Source organism: Streptomyces sp. NPDC001828, from assembly GCF_042892175.1.
In the GTDB taxonomy this organism is placed as follows: Bacteria; Actinomycetota; Actinomycetes; order Streptomycetales; family Streptomycetaceae; genus Streptomyces.
In genome coordinates, this window is sequence record NZ_JBIATV010000001.1 from 294,356 (window position 1) to 312,557 (window position 18,202).

At 71.2% G+C, this 18,202-nt stretch carries 14 protein-coding genes; 11 read left to right on the forward strand and 3 right to left on the reverse strand.

Annotated elements, in window-relative coordinates:
• The first annotated feature begins 8 nt into the window (after positions 1-8).
• Positions 9-1,331: a TerD family protein gene (locus ACFYZA_RS01440; protein WP_382587722.1), complete on the forward strand. Its 1,323-nt coding sequence runs from the start codon at positions 9-11 to the stop codon at positions 1,329-1,331.
• 6 nt (positions 1,332-1,337) lie between these two features.
• Here the strand turns inward: ACFYZA_RS01440 and ACFYZA_RS01445 are convergent, their stop codons facing one another.
• Positions 1,338-2,513 (reverse strand): glycosyltransferase, encoded by a 1,176-nt coding sequence (locus ACFYZA_RS01445; RefSeq protein ID WP_388486173.1) that lies wholly within the window; start codon positions 2,511-2,513, stop codon positions 1,338-1,340.
• A gap of 80 nt (positions 2,514-2,593) precedes the next feature.
• Here ACFYZA_RS01445 and ACFYZA_RS01450 point away from each other — a divergent pair, with 80 nt between their 5' ends.
• The 6 genes from ACFYZA_RS01450 to ACFYZA_RS01475 all read left to right on the forward strand — a co-directional run bounded on the left by ACFYZA_RS01450 (position 2,594) and on the right by ACFYZA_RS01475 (position 9,093).
• On the forward strand, positions 2,594-3,376 hold the full coding sequence (locus tag ACFYZA_RS01450; RefSeq protein WP_388486176.1) for a glutamate racemase: 783 nt from the start codon (positions 2,594-2,596) through the stop codon (positions 3,374-3,376).
• 46 nt (positions 3,377-3,422) lie between these two features.
• A complete protein-coding gene (locus ACFYZA_RS01455) occupies positions 3,423-4,010 on the forward strand; it encodes a hypothetical protein (protein WP_382587716.1) in 588 nt (195 codons plus the stop codon).
• Between the two features lie 76 nt (positions 4,011-4,086).
• Entirely contained in the window at positions 4,087-5,703 is a 1,617-nt protein-coding gene (lnt, locus tag ACFYZA_RS01460; RefSeq protein WP_388486178.1) for an apolipoprotein N-acyltransferase, read from the forward strand.
• Between the two features lie 34 nt (positions 5,704-5,737).
• Positions 5,738-6,220, forward strand: coding sequence for an NUDIX domain-containing protein (locus ACFYZA_RS01465; protein ID WP_382587712.1), 483 nt, complete (start codon positions 5,738-5,740; stop codon positions 6,218-6,220).
• A gap of 56 nt (positions 6,221-6,276) precedes the next feature.
• Entirely contained in the window at positions 6,277-7,080 is an 804-nt protein-coding gene (locus ACFYZA_RS01470) for a 3-hydroxybutyrate dehydrogenase (protein ID WP_382587710.1), read from the forward strand.
• A 96-nt stretch (positions 7,081-7,176) separates the two neighbouring features.
• The gene (locus ACFYZA_RS01475; protein WP_388486181.1) at positions 7,177-9,093 is read left to right on the forward strand and encodes a helix-turn-helix domain-containing protein; all 1,917 of its coding nucleotides are present in this window, start codon (positions 7,177-7,179) and stop codon (positions 9,091-9,093) included.
• A 121-nt stretch (positions 9,094-9,214) separates the two neighbouring features.
• Here ACFYZA_RS01475 and ACFYZA_RS01480 read toward each other — a convergent pair whose 3' ends face one another.
• Complete coding sequence (locus ACFYZA_RS01480; RefSeq protein ID WP_388486184.1) at positions 9,215-10,627, reverse strand: MFS transporter; 1,413 nt, start codon at positions 10,625-10,627, stop codon at positions 9,215-9,217.
• A gap of 1,402 nt (positions 10,628-12,029) precedes the next feature.
• Here ACFYZA_RS01480 and ACFYZA_RS01485 point away from each other — a divergent pair.
• The 4 genes from ACFYZA_RS01485 to ACFYZA_RS01500 all read left to right on the forward strand — a co-directional run bounded on the left by ACFYZA_RS01485 (position 12,030) and on the right by ACFYZA_RS01500 (position 16,904).
• The gene (locus ACFYZA_RS01485; protein ID WP_388486187.1) at positions 12,030-12,470 is read left to right on the forward strand and encodes a hypothetical protein; all 441 of its coding nucleotides are present in this window, start codon (positions 12,030-12,032) and stop codon (positions 12,468-12,470) included.
• A 1,278-nt stretch (positions 12,471-13,748) separates the two neighbouring features.
• Complete coding sequence (locus ACFYZA_RS01490; protein WP_388486190.1) at positions 13,749-15,734, forward strand: hypothetical protein; 1,986 nt, start codon at positions 13,749-13,751, stop codon at positions 15,732-15,734.
• Between the two features lie 223 nt (positions 15,735-15,957).
• Positions 15,958-16,224, forward strand: a complete 267-nt coding sequence (locus ACFYZA_RS01495; RefSeq protein ID WP_382587698.1) for a hypothetical protein — start codon at positions 15,958-15,960, stop codon at positions 16,222-16,224.
• Between the two features lie 332 nt (positions 16,225-16,556).
• Positions 16,557-16,904, forward strand: a complete 348-nt coding sequence (locus tag ACFYZA_RS01500; protein ID WP_382587696.1) for an STAS domain-containing protein — start codon at positions 16,557-16,559, stop codon at positions 16,902-16,904.
• 378 nt (positions 16,905-17,282) lie between these two features.
• Here the strand turns inward: ACFYZA_RS01500 and ACFYZA_RS01505 are convergent, their stop codons facing one another.
• Complete coding sequence (locus ACFYZA_RS01505) at positions 17,283-18,122, reverse strand: DUF4389 domain-containing protein (RefSeq protein WP_388486193.1); 840 nt, start codon at positions 18,120-18,122, stop codon at positions 17,283-17,285.
• Positions 18,123-18,202: the final 80 nt, after the last annotated feature.

Sequence of the window (18,202 nt, forward strand, 5' to 3'; positions counted from 1 at the left end):
GAGGAGCGATGGGGGAGAGCATGTCGATGCTTAAAGGAGCCAATGTCCCGGTGTCCGCACACTCGGTGCGCATCGAACTGGCCTGGCGGACCGGCCCCGGCGTTCCCGACGTCGACGCCTCGGCGCTGCTCCTGACCGGCGGCCGGGTCCGCTCCGACGCCGACTTCGTCTTCTACAACCAGCCCGCCCACTCCTCCGGGGCCGTACGCCACGAAGGCAAGCGGTCCGGGCCCGACGCGGTGACGGACACCCTCTACGTCGACCTGTCGCGGGTCGAGCCCGCGGTAGAGCGCGTGGTGCTCGCGGCCTCCGCCGACGGCGGCACCTTCGGCCGGGTCCCAGGGCTCGGCATCCGCGTCCTGGACGCGGCGGGCGGCGCGGAGCTGGCCCGCTTCGACAGCCAGGACGCCACCGTCGAGACCGCCTTCATCCTCGGCGAGCTCTACCGCCGCCAGGGCGCCTGGAAGTTCCGCGCGGTCGGCCAGGGCTACGACAGCGGACTCGAAGGCCTGGCAACGGACTTCGGCATCAGCGTCGACAAGCCCCAGCCGCCCGCCGCCCAAGCCCCCTACACACCATCTCGCCCAGCCGCCCCCCAGTCCCCGTACACACCACCCCCCGCACCCTTCACTCCCTCGGTCCAGCCGCCGACCGTCCAGGTCCCGGTGCCGCCCACGGCCCCGCCGGCGCCGGTGCGCCTGTCCAAAGTGACCCTCACCAAGGAAGCGCCCAGGGTCTCGCTGGCCAAGCAGGGCGGCACCTCGGGCGCGATGCGGGTCAACCTCAACTGGCAGAGCCGTAAGCAATTCAGCGGCTGGGGAGCCAAGTTGGGGCGCGCGGCCGCCAACCACTCCGACCTCGACCTCGACCTGTGCGCCCTGTACGAACTCGCCGACGGACGCAAGGGCGTGGTGCAGGCCCTCGGCAACGCCTTCGGCGCGCTCCATCAGCCGCCGTACATCCACCTCGACGGCGACGACCGCACCGGCGCCGTCGAATCGGGCGAGAACCTCACCGTCAACCTCGACCAGAAGGACAAGTTCCGCCGGCTGCTGATCTTCGTCACCATCTACGAAGGCGCCCGCAGCTTCGCCGACCTGCACGCCACGGTGACGCTCCAGCCGCAGTTCGGGGCGCCCATCGAGTTCTTCCTCGACGAGTGCACCGTCCCCTCCACGGTCTGCGCGCTCGCCCTGATCACCAACAACGGCGGCGACCTGGTCGTCCAGCGCGAGGCCCGCTATCTGGTGCCCGCGCGCGGCGTCAGCCCGCAGCGGACCATAGACCAGACCTACGGCTGGGGCATGAACTGGACGCCCGGCCGCAAGTGACGCCGCTCAGCGCCGTTCGGGCGCGGCCTCGGGGCGGGCGTAGGTACGCCCCTTCCAGGCCGCGCCCCGGCCGCGATAGTGCCGCACCGCCGAGTCGACCGTCATCAGCAGGTACAGCAGCGCCGTGAACGGCAGCGTGGGCGCGAGCGCGAGCGGCTGACGGTAGTAGCGCAGCATCGGCAGATACGTGCCGGTCATCACCAGCCAGGCCAGCCCGCCCGCCCACGCCGCCCCCGCGACTCCGCTCGCCAGGCCCGCGGCGAAGGTGAGCGGCGGCGCCAGATAGACCAGCGCCAGGCCCGCGACCGTGCCGAGCAGCACCAGCGGGTTGTGCCGCAGCTGCGCGTACGCGCTGCGCGAGACCATCCGCCACAGGTCCGGGAGCCCCGGATAGGGGCGCACGCTGTCCACCCGGTCCGCGAGGCCCAGCCAGACCCGCCCGCCGGCCCGCCGCACCGCCCGCGCCACGGACACGTCGTCGATCACCGCCTGGTGCACCGCATGCGGGATCCGCGCCCGCTCGGCGGTCTCCGTGCGCAGCAGGACGCAGCCGCCGGCCGCGGCCGTGGCGCGCGGCCTGCGGGCGTTGATCCAGCGGAACGGATACAGCTGGGCGAAGAAGTACACGAACGCCGGGACGATCAGCCGCTCCCAGCCGCTCGCCACCCGCAGCCGGGCCATCTGCGACACCAGGTCGAAGCCGCCGCCGCGCGCCGCGGCGACCAGCTCGCGCAGGCTGTCCGGCCGGTGTGCGATGTCGGCATCGGTGAGCAGCAGGTACTCCGGCTCACCCGCCCGCGCCAGGGCCATGCCCTGCCGCAGCGCCCACAGCTTCCCGGTCCAGCCGGGCTCCGGCTCACCCGGCGTGACCACGGTCAGCGGCAGACCGGCGTGCTCCTCGGCGAGGGACCGGGCGAGCTCGCCGGTGCCGTCCGAGCTGCCGTCGTCCACCAGGAAGACCTCCGCGCGGCCCGGATAGTCCTGCGCGAGCAGCGACGGAAGGCTCAGCGGCAGCACCTCCGCCTCGTCGCGGGCCGGCACCACGACCGCGACATCCGGCCAATCAGTAAGGTCCGCGCGCGGCGGCAGCCGCTGGTCGGTGCGCCAGAAGAAGCCCTGGCCGAGCAGCAGCCAGAGCCAGACGACCAGGGACAGCAGGGCGATCCACACAAGGGCGCTCATCCGCCGCAGTCTGCCCCACAACCCGTGCTCCGCACGGGACCTCGGGCGGTTTCGCCGGGGCCTTCGACTATGGTGACCGGGTGAAGATCGCGCTCATGGACTCCGGAATCGGCCTGCTCGCCGCGGCCGCCGCCGTACGCCGGCTACGGCCCGACGCCGAACTCGTGATCTCGTCCGACCCGGACGGCATGCCCTGGGGCCCGCGGACCCCGGAGAGCGTCACGGAGCGTGCCCTCGCCGTGGCCGAGGCGGCGGCGGCCCTGAATCCGGACGCCCTGATCATTGCCTGCAACACCGCGTCCGTGCACGCCCTGCCCGCGATCCGCGCCGCCCTGGAACCCGGGATCCCGGTGATCGGTACCGTGCCCGCGATCAAGCCGGCCGCGGTCCGCCGGGAGCCGTTCGCCATCTGGGCGACCCCCGCCACCACCGGCAGCCCGTACCAGCGCGGCCTGATCCGCGAGTTCGCCGACGGCGTCCCCGTCACGGAGGTGCCCTGCCCCGGCCTCGCCGAGGCCGTGGAGCACGCCGACGACGCCGCCATCGACCGGGCCGTCGCGATCGCCGCCGCCCTCACGCCGCCCGAGGTAAGCACCGTCGTCCTGGGCTGCACCCATTACGAGCTGGTCGCCGAGCGCATCCGTACGGCCCTGCGTCCCGACGGGGGAGACCTCACCTTCTTCGGCAGCGCCGAACCGGTGGCCGCCCAGGGCCTGCGCCGTGCCGGGATCGCCCCCGCACCGGACGCGGCCCAGGTCGGGGGCCTGACCGTGCTGCTCAGCGGGCGCACCGGCGCCCTGCCCGAGGAGGCTCTCGCCTACCCCGAGGGGCGCCTGCTCCAGGCGGTCAGTCCCGCTCACTGACAGCGGAGCGGTGCCGTAACGGCGGAACCTGAGTAGGCTGCTAAGCATGAGGGAACCGTCCCCGGAGTACCCCACGCCCCCCGAGCCCCACCTCGGCTCCAGCGCCGCAGAGCAGCTGCCAGAGGTCTGGACCGGCCGGGCGACCAACCGTGTCCAGTGGCTCCTCGCGGCCGGCGGCGCGGCCTGCATCGCGCTCGGCGTCGAGCTGGCCGTCGACTCGACCTGGACCTCGGGCATCCTGCCGCTGCTGATGTCCGTCGTCGGCTGCCTGGCGGCCGGAGTCCTCGTTCTGTTCGGGACCCTCGCGTTCGTCCACGTGGCGGTCAAGGTGGACGGCGACTGCCTGGAAGTGCGCTGCGGCCACATCGGGCTGCCGCGCCGCACCATCCCCCTCGACCTGGTGGTCGGAGCGGATTTCGTACCCCGGGTCACCCCGCGCCAGTGGGGCGGCTGGGGCTATCGCTGGCGGCCCGAGATCGGCACCGCCGTCGTCGTACGCCGGGGTGAGGGCGTGGCGCTCAAGCTGGGCGACGGACGCGTCTTCACCGTGACCGTCGACGACGCGGAAGCCGCCGTCCGGGTCATCCGCGACCGGCTGCGGCTGCTCGGCACCGCGAAGCCCGCAGGGGCCTGACAACCGGGCCCCTGGTCTGCGGGGGCCGGAAGACCGGACTCCCCCGAACACAGGGACCCGCCGTAGACTCCGCCGGGTGAGCACCACCGAAACCCCCACCACCGAGCCCGAACAGCTCGGACCGCAGCCCTCCGCGCCCGCGCGGCTGCGGGCGCTGCCGCAGCGTCTCGTCCGGCCCGCCGTGGCGGCGCTGGGTGGAGTGCTCCTGTATCTGAGCTTCCCGCCGCGACCCCTGTGGTGGCTGGCGCTCGTCGCGTTCGCCGTCCTCGGCTGGGTGCTGCGCGGCCGGAGCTGGAAGGCCGGCCTCGGCCTCGGCTACCTGTTCGGCCTCGGCTTCCTGCTCCCGCTCCTCGTATGGACCGGAGTGGAGGTCGGCCCCGGCCCCTGGCTGGGGCTCGCCGCCATCGAGGCGCTGTTCATCGGGGCCGCCGGAGCGGGCATGGCCGCCGTCTCCAGGCTTCCGCTGTGGCCGGTGTGGTCCGCCGCCCTGTGGATCGCCGCCGAGGCGGCCCGCGCCCGGGCGCCGTTCGGCGGCTTCCCCTGGGGCAAGGTCGCCTTCGGCCAGGCCGACGGAACCTTCCTGCCGCTGGCCGCCCTGGGCGGCACGCCCGTCCTGGGCTTCGCCGTGGTGCTGTGCGGCTTCGGCCTGTACGAATGCCTGCGGCAGGCGCTGCGGCTGCGGAGCGCCAACAGCGTCCGCAAGGGCGCCGCGGCGGCCGCGCTGCTCACGGTCGTCGTGCCGGTCGCGGCGTCCTTCGCGGCCCGCGGCCTGGTCAGCGACTCCGCCGAGGACGGCACCGCGACCGTCGCCGTGATCCAGGGCAACGTGCCCCGGCTCGGCCTCGACTTCAACTCCCAGCGCCGGGCCGTGCTCGACTACCACGTGCGCGAGACCCTGCGGCTGGCCGACCGGGTCAAGGCCGGCAAGGAACCGCGGCCCGACTTCGTCCTGTGGCCGGAGAACTCCTCCGACGTCGACCCCTTCGTCGACGACGACGCGCGCGCCATCATCGACCAGGCCGCCAAGACGATCGGCGCCCCCATCTCGGTCGGCGCGGTCGTCGGCGGCTACGGCACCAAGCTCTACAACGAGCAGGTGCAGTGGGATCCGAAGCTGGGTCCCGTCGCGACGTACGACAAGCGGCAGATCCAGCCGTTCGGCGAGTACATCCCGCTGCGCGGCCTCATCGGCACCTTCGCCCCCGGCTACACCTCCATGGTCCGCGAGGACTTCAACCGGGGCACCAAGCCGGGCGTGTTCACCATGGCCGGCACCAAGGTCGGCATCGCCACCTGCTACGAGGCCGCCTTCGACTGGGCGGTGCGCGACACCGTCACCGCGGGCGCCCAGCTGATCTCGGTGCCGAGCAACAACGCCACCTTCGACCGCAGCGAGATGACCTACCAGCAGCTCGCCATGTCCCGGGTGCGGGCGGTCGAGCACAGCAGGACCGTCACCGTCCCGGTCACCAGCGGCGTCAGCGCGGTGATCATGCCCGACGGCAAGGTCGTGCGGAAGACCGCGATGTTCACGCCCGCCTCGCTCGACGTCAAGGTGCCGCTGCGCTCCTCGCAGACGCCCGCGACCAAGCTGGGCACGCTGCCCGAGTGGGCGCTCGTCGCGGCCGCCGCCGCGGGCCTGGCCTGGGCGGTCGCCCGCACCGTGCGCGGCCGTCGCGCCACCCGGGCCTGACCGGCCGGTTCCGGGCGGCCGTTAGGGTCGGGGCATGGCAACTCCTGACTTCATCCGAGACATCCGGGCCCTCGCCGGCCATCAGCTGCTTCTGCTGCCGGGCGTGAGCGCGATCGTCTTCGACGACGACGGACGGGTCCTGCTCGGCCGCCGCGCGGACAACGGCCAGTGGTCGACGATCGGCGGCATTCCGGAGCCGGGGGAGGAGCCCGCCCACACCGCCGTCCGCGAGGTGTACGAGGAGACCGGCGTGCGCTGTGTCGCCGAGCGGGTCGTCCTGGTGGAGGCCGCGCGCACCCCGATCACCTACCCCAACGGTGATGTGTGCCAGTTCATGGACATCACCTTCCGCTGCCGCGCCACCGGCGGGGAGGCGCGCGTGAACGACGACGAGTCCCTGGAGGTGGGCTGGTTCGCCATGGAGGCCCTGCCGCAGCTCAGCGACTTCGGCCTTTTCCGCATCAAGCAGGCCCAGTCGGACGGCCCCACATGGTTCCAACCCAGCACTGGGGTCTGAAGTATGTGCGCTGACCACATGGGTCGGTAAGGGGCACCCTGCCTAGGGTCGGGAGCATGACCGCGCCCGTGGCCCCCGCGCCCCTCCCGCACTCCGTCACCGTCGATCTGACCGGCCGCACCGCGCTGGTCACCGGCGCGGCGGGCGGCATCGGCCGCGCCTGCGCGCTCCGGCTCGCCGCGGCGGGAGCCAAGGTCAGGGCCGTGGACCGGGACGCGACGGGCCTCAAGCGGCTCGCCCTGCGCGCAGGCGGACTCAGCGGCACGGTCGAGACCGTCGTCCTCGACCTGACCGAGCTGGACGCCGCCGAACGGGCCGCCGCCGGAGCGGACATCCTGGTGAACAACGCCGGGCTCCAACTGGTGCGCCCCATCGAGGAGTTCCCGCCCGAGGCCTTCCACACCGTCCTCACCGTGATGCTCGAAGCCCCGTTCCGGCTGATCAGGGGCGCCCTCCCGCACATGTACGGGCAGGGGTGGGGCCGCATCGTCAACCTGTCGTCGGTGCACGGGCTGCGGGCCTCGGCCTTCAAGTCGGCCTATGTGGCCGCCAAACATGGTCTGGAAGGCCTCTCCAAGACCGCGGCCCTGGAAGGCGCCCCGCACGGGGTCACATCGAACTGCGTCAACCCCGGATATGTGCGCACACCACTGGTGGAACGGCAGATAGCGGACCAGGCGGCTGTGCACGGCATCCCCGAAGACCGGGTCCTCGCCGAGATCCTCCTCAAGGACGCGGCACTCAAGCGGCTCGTCGAGCCGCACGAGGTCGCCGAGGCGGTCGCCTATCTCTGCACCCCGCAGGCGTCCTTCATCACCGGAACCTCGCTCGCGCTCGACGGCGGCTGGACGGCCCACTGAAGCGGTCACCGCGCCGATCTCCCGCTTGTTCTGCACCCCTCAAGAGTTGTCCACAGGCCTGGCGAGGCCGCCCGTCCGGCAGGTATCCCTGTGACCATGTCCCACGATCACCCGCAGCTCAGCGACCATCCGGAAGCCCCCTATCTGGCCCTCCTCGCCCGTGGCGCGCCGGCCGAGGCGTACGACCGCCCGGCGCTCCTGGCCCGCGCCGACGGAGCGCGGCCCGAGGCGCTCGCCCGCCTGGACGCGGCGAAGCAACTCGCCCTGCGCGTACGGGCCGACCTCGAAGGGCGCAGACGCCGCGAGGCGGAACTGTCCGCCCTCTTCGAGACCGCCCACGACCTCGCGGGCCTGCGCGATCTGGACGCCGTGCTGCGCGCCATCGTGCAGCGTGCCCGCTCGCTGCTCGGCACCGAGGTCGCCTACCTCAGCCTCAACGACCCGACGGCGGGCGACACTTACATGCGGGTCACCGAAGGGTCGGTGGCCGCCCGCTTCCAGCAGCTGCGGCTCGGCATGGGCGAGGGGCTCGGCGGGCTCGTGGCCCAGACCGCCCGGCCGTACGTCACCGCCAGCTACTTCGACGACGAACGCTTCCAGCACACCAGCACCATCGACTCCGGCGTACGCGACGAGGGGCTCGTCGCGATTCTCGGGGTGCCGCTGATGCTCGGCAGCACCGTCATCGGGGTGCTCTTCGCGGCCGACCGCCACCCCCGGGTCTTCGCCCGCGAGGAGATCGCCCTCCTCGGCTCCCTCGCCGCGCACGCCGCCGTCGCCATCGACACCGCCAACCTGCTGGCCGAAACCCGGTCCGCGCTGGCCGAGTTGGAGAAGGCCAACGCGACCATCCGGGACCACAGCGCGGTCCTGGAACGGGCGTCCGAGGTCCACGACCGGCTCACCGAGCTGGTCCTGCGCGGCGGCGGCGTGCGCGAGGTGGCCGACGCGGTATCCGAAGTCCTCGCCGGTACGGTCGAGTTCGCCGACGCCGACTCGGCGCAGGCCGCGGTGCTCCGCCTCAGCGGCAGCGACGGGCATGCCCTGCGCCACGGCGAGGACTGGCTCGCCGGGGTCTCGGCCGGGGGTGAACTCCTGGGTGCGCTCGTCCTGCACGGCCAGCCCGCCCTCGACCCCGTCGACCGGCGCACCCTGGAGCGGGCCGCCATGGTCACCTCTCTGCTCCTGCTCGCCCGGCGCTCGGCGGGCGAGGCCGAACAGCGGGTGCGGGGCGAGCTGTTGGACGACCTCCTGGACGCACCCGGCCGCGACCCCCGCCTGCTGCGCGAGCGCGCCGCCCGCCTCCGGGCCGACCTCGACGCCCCGCACGTGGTGCTGGCCGCCCGCATCGACGGCCTCGACGCGGGCAGCGCCGCCCGCCGCACCGCGGATCGCCGGCGCATCGGCTCGGCCGCCGCCTACCTGGCCGCCACCCGGCACGGCCTCGCCTCCACCCGCGACGGCGGTACGGTGCTGCTGCTTCCGCTCGGCCCGGGCGACACCCCGGCCGAGGTGGCCCGGGGGATCGCGAAGCAGCTGAGCACGGCCCTGCACGAGCCGGTCACGGTCGGGGCCTCGGGCGCGGTGGCGGCGCCGGCCGTGACCCCTCCCGCGATCGCCGGCGCCTACGCCGAGGCCCGCCGCTGCCTGGAGGCGCTGCGGCTGCTCGGCCGCGCAGGGGAGGGCGCCGCCGCCCAGGACCTGGGCTTCCTCGGGCTGCTGCTCGCGGACACCCGGGACATCATGGGGTTCGTCGAGCGCACGATCGGCGCGGTGGTGGCCTACGACAGGAAACGCGGCACCGACCTGGTCCGGACCCTCGACGCGTACTTCGCGAACGGCATGAGTCCCGCCCGCACCAAGGAGCATCTGCACGTCCATGTGAACACCGTGGCCCAGCGCATCGAGCGGATCGGCCGTCTCCTCGGCCCCGACTGGCAGTGCCCGGCCCGAGCCCTGGAGATCCAGCTGGCGCTGCGCCTCCATGTGGCCGCGCCGGCCATGACGCCCTGAAGGGTGGGGCGCCACCACACAGCAGCCCCACCCCAACACCGTTGACAGCCAAGGTAGTTCAGGCACCGTGCGTCACCTGGGGCATCACGCGGCAACGAGGCGCCAAGTCCGCCCCGGGGCGTCAGGCGGTCCGGGCGTCAGGCCGCTCGGCGGCCGCGTCGGTCCCGCGCGCCACGGTGGTCCTCGCCCCGGCACCACTCGCCGTGCCGCCCTCCACATGCTCCAGATCGCGCTCGCGCGTCTCCTTCGCACACCCGATGGCAACGACGGTGAGCAGCACGGCCGCGATGACGTAGAGGGCGATCGGCGTGGCCGTGCCGTAGTCGGAGAGCAGCGCCGTCGCGATGAGCGGCGCGGGCGCACCGGCCGCGACGGACGAGAACTGCGCCCCGATGGAGGCGCCCGAATAACGCATCCGGGTCGCGAACATCTCCGAGAAGAACGCCGCCTGCGGCGCGTACATCGCCCCGTGGAAGACCAGGCCGACGGTGACGGCGACGACCAGATTGCCGAACCGGCCGGTGTCGATCAGCGCGAAGAACGGGAACATCCAGGCGCCTACGCCGAGGGCGCCGATCAGATACACGGGCCTGCGCCCGATCCGGTCCGAGAGCGCGCCCCACGCCGGGATCACCACGAAGTGCACGGCGGACGCGATGAGTACGGAGTTCAGCGCGGTCTGCTTGGCCATCCCGGCGGAGGTGGTCGCGTACACCAGGATGAAGGCGGTGATGACGTAGTAGCTGATGTTCTCCGCCATCCGGGCGCCCATGGCGACCAGCACGTCGCGCCAGTGGTCGCGCAGGACGGCCACCAGCGGCGGTTTCTCGGTCGCGCTGTCCGCCTCGCGGGCCTCCGCGCGTGCCAACGCCGCCTTGAACACGGGCGATTCATCGACGGACAGCCGGATCCACAGGCCGACGAGGACCAGCACACCCGACAGCAGGAACGGTATGCGCCAGCCCCATGCCGTGAACGCGGCGTCGCTGAGCAGCGCGGTCAGCGCGGACAGGACCCCGGCGGCCAGCAACTGCCCGGCGGGGGCGCCGGTTTGGGGCCACGAGGACCAGAAGCCGCGCCGCCGGGCGTCCCCGTGCTCTGACACGAGCAGCACGGCCCCGCCCCACTCGCCGCCGAGCGCGAAGCCCTGTACGAGGCGCAGTGCGGTGAGCAGGACGGGCGCCGCCGCGCCCACGGTGGCGTGGGTGGGCAGCAGCCCGATGCCGAAGGTGGCCCCGCCCATCATGAGCAGGCTCACCACCAGCAGCTTCTTGCGCCCGAGCCGATCCCCGAAGTGCCCGAACACCAGCGCCCCGAGCGGCCGCGCCGCGAACCCGACGGCGTAGGTGAGGAAGGAGAGCAGCGTGCCGACGAGCGGCGCGGACTCCGGGAAGAACAGCTTGTTGAAGACGAGCGCCGCGGCAGACCCGTACAGGAAGAAGTCGTACCACTCGATGGTGGTCCCGATGAGGCTGGCGGCGACGATACGGGGGAGGTTGGCGGGGGGCGGGGCAACGGTTGCGGGGGAGGACATCGGCACCACTTCCCGGTGTTCGACGGGGACGACTACGTGTCGCCACACCGTAGGAACGCGCAGGTCAGAGGCGTATGTGGTGGGACACCATAGTTCAGGGCCGTGGAGTGCGCGCACCCACCATGCTGCTGGCGCAGGGGCTTCGGGATCGGCCCTGATCGAGGTCGCAAATGGAGCTGTCGGTGCAGCTTCGCTGTGCCGTGTCTGTCTTCCGGGCCGTCTTCGCCGCCTCGCTGGCCGACTCGGCCAAGTGCCGAGGTGCGAGGAAGATCTCGCCGAGGAGTGCCACAAGGGTGTACGGAAGAGGTCTTCGCCGCTGTCGATTCGAAGGTCGTCGCCCGTTGTTGCTGCCGGCAGAGCAGCCCCGTGCGGCACTGTGGCCGAACGCGGCAAGTCGCTGTTGGCGTGGTCGTCCAGCGGGTGCTGACTACGTCATCGGGGGTCGGCCTTGCCCTGAGCTTCACGGCGTGGGCCGGGCAGGCATACAGCGTTGTTCCAGGCCCGCTGGTGCTCCGCATTCCGCGGAGAGCGATCGAGGCCCGCTTGAGCCCGCTTGAGTGCCTTGCACTCGGCGCCGGTCCGGTGTCTCGGATGATGCGCAGTGCTGCGATGCCTGCGGCCCACACCATCCCTCCAGACTGCTTGACCCGCCACCCGCCCCCAGCCGCTGTGGGGGCACAGGTGATCGGCCGGGCCCAGCCAGGACTTCTGGGGCGGAGCCCTCTCGCCGGGAAGGCGGGGAGCGGACCGCCGCGCCGAACTCCGTCCCCGGCTCCGGAATTTCCCGGCCGGTCGAGGTCCAAGGACAGGTCCGGCACCATCGTGCGCAGCTCGTGCGCGAACGGCCGGCCGCAACCCTGCACGTTCGTATCCCGGTCGCCGACCCGCTGCCGTATCAGTCCTGCGGCCGGCACACCCGGCACGGCTCGATGCCCGCCTCGGCCATCGCGATCTGCGCTCCCATCGCATTGAGGTGCCGATCTCCTTGGCATAGCGGCCGAAGCTCGCACGGTGGAGGAGAGCGACACCGCCGGCTGTGCGGGAGGGCTGCAAACGTCACCACAGCCGGACCTCGCCGCCGCTCCACCACTGACCGGCGTTGGGAACACGTCGGCTCGGTCTTGATCTCGGGAAAGCCGCCCTACTGTCTAGTGGGCCCCATGACGTCACCTAGCTCTCAACGACACTCAGCGTGCTGACCTCTGCCGCGATGGCTCCTTCGCCGGCCGCGAGCGAGTCCTGGGCATCTGGCAGGTCAGCTCCTCCACATCGGTTGAAGAGCGGGTGGACAGCTATGAGGAGTCCGTCCGCCGTCCTCTGGTGGTCGAGGTCTGCGCGCATCCTGTGCCCGCATCTTTCGTTGGCTCTTCAGTCCCCCTCCTCGATCACCGGAGAGCAACCGATGTCCACCACCGCCGCCCCGGCTACGAGCCGGACCAGCACCAAGATCGCGACACTGGTCGTGCTCACTACGGCCCTGGGGGGCGTCTCAATGCCTGCTCACGCCACCAGCATCATCGGTTTCGGAAACAGCGCACACGACAACTCCTGCGCCAACCACACGGCCGCCAAGACAGAAGCCCGGAGCCCGACCACCCACAGCAGCGGCACTCTCACCGCTTGGACGGCCGCCATGCCCGCTTCCGGCCCCGTCAACCAGTGCGGCAACCTCGGCCTGCCCGTGGAGGATTCAGCAGTCGGCGGAGGCGGCTCCGCAGCCACAACCGTCGTGGGCAACAGCGGCGAAGCCGCAGCTGCCGCAGCCGCCGCGGCCGTCGCCAACAACGGCGGCTCAGCAGCCGCGGCCGCGGCCGCAGCCGCAGCTCTGGCAGTGGGGCGCTAGTCCGGGGTCCCCAGCCGAATAGGCGCGACTCCGCACCATGCCCGGCGACCTCCTGGATGTCGCCCCGCCCGACGCTCTCCAACTCCGTCCGGCTATCGCGTACAAGAGGTGTAGGCGCCGGGATCAGGTAGTCGGCCATACGTTCCGTCTCGGGCATTGCACTCGTCGCCCGGCTCAGAACGGCGACGGGTGTCCCACACCAGGGCGCAGGCTGTGCGCCGGCCCGGGCTGCACCTTCGCATAGCGGGGTGGAGCGACCGAAGCCTCCAGGCAGATCCCGAGGCGGAGTAGGCGCGATCACCACGACATCACCAACCCTTCCGCTCTGCCCTGCTTCCCGCGGTCCGCGGCTGGTCAGAAGCCGAAACCACTCAGTACTGCGAGTCCGTGCTGCCCTCACCGGCGGCGTTGTTCTGATTGACGTCCTCTACGTTGGAGCCGCCAGACGGCTTCTTCGCCGGCCTTCCCGCTTCGGTGGGCAGGCCGAGATTGCCGCACTGGTTCGCAGGTCCGCTGGTAGGTAGGTCCGCGACAAGCCCGGAAGCAACGCCCGTGGCTTGCCCCACCGGGCCGACGGCAGTGCTGCCGCCCGCGTTGCCACACGCGTTGTCATGGGCAGCGTTACCGAAACCGATCACTGTCGTCGCACCTGCGGAGGCCGCTCCAGCGACTGTCGCGACCGCCGCCGCAACGGAGAGGAAGGCTACGAAAGGGGTACGCATCATGCATACAGAACGACAGTCGAGTGTCGATGTCACCAGCGACGGTCGCCAACTGGTCTTTGGGCTCCTGGCCTCTGTCAACGACGGTGGAACATCGGGCTCGATGTTCAGATGGCCAACTACCGCTGACAACACGGCCGTGCATCGCTGCCAGGCAATCATGCGACCTGGGGCTGAGCGGTCAGGGCTGGCCAACTACCTCTGACGGCTCCAGCTACTGCTGACAGGCGAGCCGTGACCAGTGGGTGCGCGACCACTGCCGGCCGCCTATCGGTGACAGTCACACGGCCGTTGTGACTGTCACCGATAGGCGGCCTTGCGTTCCTGGGGGTGGGGTGACCGAGTCGTTCGTATGGGTGGGCCGCGCGGGGCGCCGACCACACGTGCCCCTCTCTGCCCTTTGCCGCGGTCGTAGTCGATTGGCTGGCCGGATACAGGGCGAAACCCTGGGTGAACCGGCCGTTTCGTCCGGTTCTGGTCCGGTGTTGCGCGGGTGTTTCTACGTTGGCTGCGGGTGCGTTCCAGCGCCCGGTCGATCTGATTCGAGGAGCCGTCAATGGCCCAGCGTGCCTCCACTCCCGATGAGCGTCTCGCTCGCCTGCGCGCCGCGCTCGGCGATGATCCGAAGGTGTCGCGGTCCTCGAACCGCATGGAGCGCAACCGGCCCGCCAATGTGCTGGCCGGGACGGCCCTGCACGCCGCGGCCCGGCTGGAGCAGGGTCTGGAACTCTCGGACCTGGAGCAGGACTTGCTGGAGGTCATGCGGGCGTTCGTGGGGGAGGAGATCGCGGCGTGCGGGCAGGCATACCGCCAGGCATCACCGCGTACCGCCGCCACGCTGTTCCCCGAGCAGATCAGCCGCCTGCTCGTCGAAACGCCGTACACCTTCGAGGACCTGCGCCAGGACCTGCCGGTACTGGCCGGGCAGATCCTGGCACAGCCGAACGTGAGCATCGTCGACGTCTCCACCCTCACCCCGGGCCAGGCCGTGGACAGCGGGGCGGCCGTCGCGGCGATGGTGGAGTACGGCGGCAGCGCCGTCACCGTCCTGACCGGCCCGGCCGAGGAGGGGCCCAGCGCGCAGTCCGGCATGATCGGGCTGGCGCTGAAGCCGATGAAGCTCAAGTGCGTGCGGGACACCAACGACCAGTGGGCCAGCAACGACGAGATCTACTGGGTGAGCGGCGCAGGCAGCGACCTCGGCGAACAGACCACCTACCGCTCGGCCGTCTTCACAAGCCTCAAGACCGGCCAGGAACGGACCTTCCCCGGCGACGCGCTGATGTTCTCCGGCGGGCTCAGCGAATCCGTCCTGATCAACATCGAATGCTGGGAGGAGGACAACGGCGACATCTTCGACGAGCTGCGCAAGCACCTGTGGAAGATCTCCCAGAAGTGCGCGGACGCCGCCGTCGGCATCATCCAGCACGGTGACTCCAGCGAGGCGGCGCTGGCGGCCGTCATCGCGGTCGTGTCCGCGCTGCTTACCTGGCTGCTGGGCTGGCTCTCCAACGACGACGACCTCGTCGGCGAACGCAGCATCGCCATCTCCCGCAAAGCCGTCCGCCACCTCACCAACGCCCAAGGTGGCGAGGTCGGGCCGGACGGGATCGACAACACGACATTCGTCTGGGACTTCGCCAGCAACGAGGGTCACTACCAGCTCACCGCCCGCACCACACCTGTCCCGTTCGAGGACCGCAGTGTCTACCACCGCACCTGGCACCCCACCAACGGCTGGAGCCCCGCCACGGCGCTGCCCGGCTCCAAGATCCCCCTGGGCAATCCTGCCGTCGGCTACCTCAACGCACTGCTCTACCTCTTCCACCGCGACACCCAGGACGTGCTCCAGTACAGGACGTTCGACGGCAAAACCTGGAGCCCCTACACCTCCATGGGATACGGCATCAACAGCGACCTGGCCCTGGCGAACATCCCCATGGGCAACCTCTACTGCGCCTACCAGCGACACGGAGACTTCCACCTGCTGTCCTTCACCTCGCCTACGACCTGGCGCGAGCTCAGGACCGCACACAAGATGACCAACAAATCCGGAGCGCCCGCTCTGGCAGCCGTGGGAAAGATCCTCCACTGCGTCTACCCCACCGAGCCCGGAGGCCCGCTCAACCACGTGACCTTCACGCCCGCCAACAGCACCTTCAGCACCCCGCTGGAAATCCCCCAAAGCGGCGGCGGCCGCGACGCCGCACTCGTCCTCATGGGAACCGTCCTGTGCTGCGTCTACCGCGTCGACGGCGAGCAGGCCGTCCGGTTCGCCAGCCTCATGCCGCCCTATGACAGTTGGATGGCCCGGGGCAGCCTCTCGGGCTCCATCACCTCCGCGCCGGGCCTGGTCTACCACACCGGAAAAGAGACGGTGTACAGCGTCGCCCGCGCCGAGAACGGCCGGGACCTGCAGTGCGGCACCTCAACCACCGTGCCGTGGAACCGCTTCAGCCCCGTCCCCGCCTCCGTCCCCACCTCGACCGCCCCCGCCGTCCAGTGGTACGGCGACAGCGTCAGCGTGTTCTACGGCCGCTGACATCACACAGCCCTTTGTACGGGTGGACCCACCACGCGCTCCGCCGCTTGACTCCTCCATCGGGAAGGCTCCATCAGAGGCAGCCGGCCACGTATCCGAGCGTCGGTCTCGTCCGGACGATTCGGCAGCCCTGTTCGGGGGGCTCTGCGCTGCGGGTAGCTGGTGGCCGTGCTGAGCTGAGCGGGCGGCCGTACAGGGCGGCTGTCGAATCGAAGGAGTCGGGATGTTTCGCTCCACCGCCTCAGCCGCCGCGATCGCGCTGGCCGTATGCACCGGACTGGGCACTGCCCTGGCCGCCGCGCCGGCCGCCCTGGCCGCAGCCCGCCCGGCCGCGCAGAACGTCAACGCCCCGTCCGTCGCCGCCGAACCGCCTCCCGGAGGAGGTCTCTTGGGCATCGGTCTCGACAACATTCTGAACTGCTCTGCGATCCTCGGCAGCGCCGACTGCATCGGCAGCAACTTCCAGACCGGTGGAACCTTCGGCATCTGACTCCTGGGCCAAAATGCCCGCCGGCCCGTAGAGCCGACTTCAGAACCGACGAAGGCCGGTCCTGCGCCCCCGGGTGTCGATCGCGGCCCGTTCGGCGGCGGTGAGGGTGCGGAGGCCGCCCGGCGGTGGTGAGGGTGCGGAGGCCGCCCGGCGGTGGCTCGGGGAGGGGCCCGGCCAGCTCCTGGCGGTGCGGAGTACGGGGCCTCGATCTGCCGCCGCCTCCGGATGACCCTCAAGCCTTGGCCAACGATTTCTGGGATGGGGTGGTTCCTGCTCGTTGGGCGCGGGAGGATGTGCGGTGACCGGCCCCGGACCAAGCAGGAGAGCACCGCATGCCCCAACCCCCTCATGGCCCCGCCCTTCATGTGCAGCAGTACGCGTGCAACGACAGCTGGGTGGTGGCGGCCTCGGGGGAGCTGGATGTCCAGACCCTGCCTCCGCTGCAACGAGCCCTGGAAGCGGCCGCGAGGAACGGGCAGGTCGTTGTCTTCGACGCGTCCGCCGTGCCGTTCGCGGACTCCTCCACCCTGAACCTGCTCCTGACCATCCACCGCACCACCACGCTGCGGATCGCCGGCGCGCAGCCCCAGCTCCTGCGCATCCTGGAGATGACGGGCGCCGACGCGGCACTCGCGCTCTACGCGACGGTGACTGACGCCTGCGCCGCCGTGGCCTCCTGAACCACGCGAGTCTGCTTGCGAGGAAACAACGAAGGCCCGACCGGGCGTCCCCGGCTGGGCTTCGCGGATGATGCGACCCCCCTCGCCGACGAAGACGCCCGAGCTGTGCGAGACCGCCGTCCCAGGGCCTAGGTGCTCGGCTGTTGCGGCCGGTCCGCAGTCTCAACTAGCACGCGTCGTTTCATGGTGATTGCTCATCGTGCGGGGGGACCAACGACCCCTGCCGGAACCGCTCCTGGGCTGGTGGGCTGAGCGCCATCGTGGTGCCCGCCGGCATCGCCCGGGACGCGAACCGCACAGGCGAGGGCCGTCCGGCAGCCGTGCGCGGGCTCAACGACGCCAAGACCGCGCATGTGGTGGGACACCACAGTTCCGTGCTCAGAGGTGGGCGCGGTGGTCCAGGGATGTGGTGCCGGGCGCTTCGAAGTGGGCGGGGAGGGTTCCGGACAGTGCTGTCCGGGTTGTGTCGTCGGCGGTGTCGTTCTCAACGGTCGCATTGGTGATGTGGCCGGCCAGGCCGAGCAGGAGGAAGAGCACCACGAGAACCTTGGCCGCCGTGTCGAGCAGGAGGGGCCGGGTGCCGGAGTGGACGTCCTCCGCCGTCGCCGGAGCGTCGCCGAACAGGCGCTTGGGGTAGGCGGGGCTGAGCAGGGAGGCGTAGGCGTTGAACCGCATCGCGTAGCGGGTGACGGCGGCGGTCGCCGCGTACAGCGGGGCGGGCAGGCGTCCCAGGACGAGCGTGATGAGCCAGAACACCCAGCACATCGCGTACCAGCCGCTCTGGAGGAGGCTGCTGACGATCATCGCCGGGATCATCAGGATCAGCCGGAAGAACACCGCTGCACGGTTGAGCGGGGTGGGACGGACTTCGATCCTCACGGGGTATCGGGGCGCCGAGAACGAGAACGGCGGATAGCTGTCGACGAGGAGCATGGCACTCGCGTTGACCCGGGTCGAGTAGGCGAGTACGGAACTCAGGAACCGGAAGATCCCGTCGGGCAGACGCCCCGTGAACAGGGCGGCGAACCAGCCCGCGATCGTGACGAAGAAGGCCGCGAGGCCCAGGAGCACGATCACCACGAACTGGGGGAGCAGCAGCAGCCACCGCAGCAGTACGGTCCAGCGCCTTTGCCGTCCCGGCGCGGGAATGTCCAGCACCGGCAGCCATTCACCGTGTTCAGCACCGGTCGTGGGCCTCTGGTCCCAGCCTGTCGTCATGAGCGCTCCCGGGCGGTTTTGGCGCGGCCAACACCGTCATGCTGCTCCCGATCGGCCGCTCCCGCGCGGCTTGAGGGGCC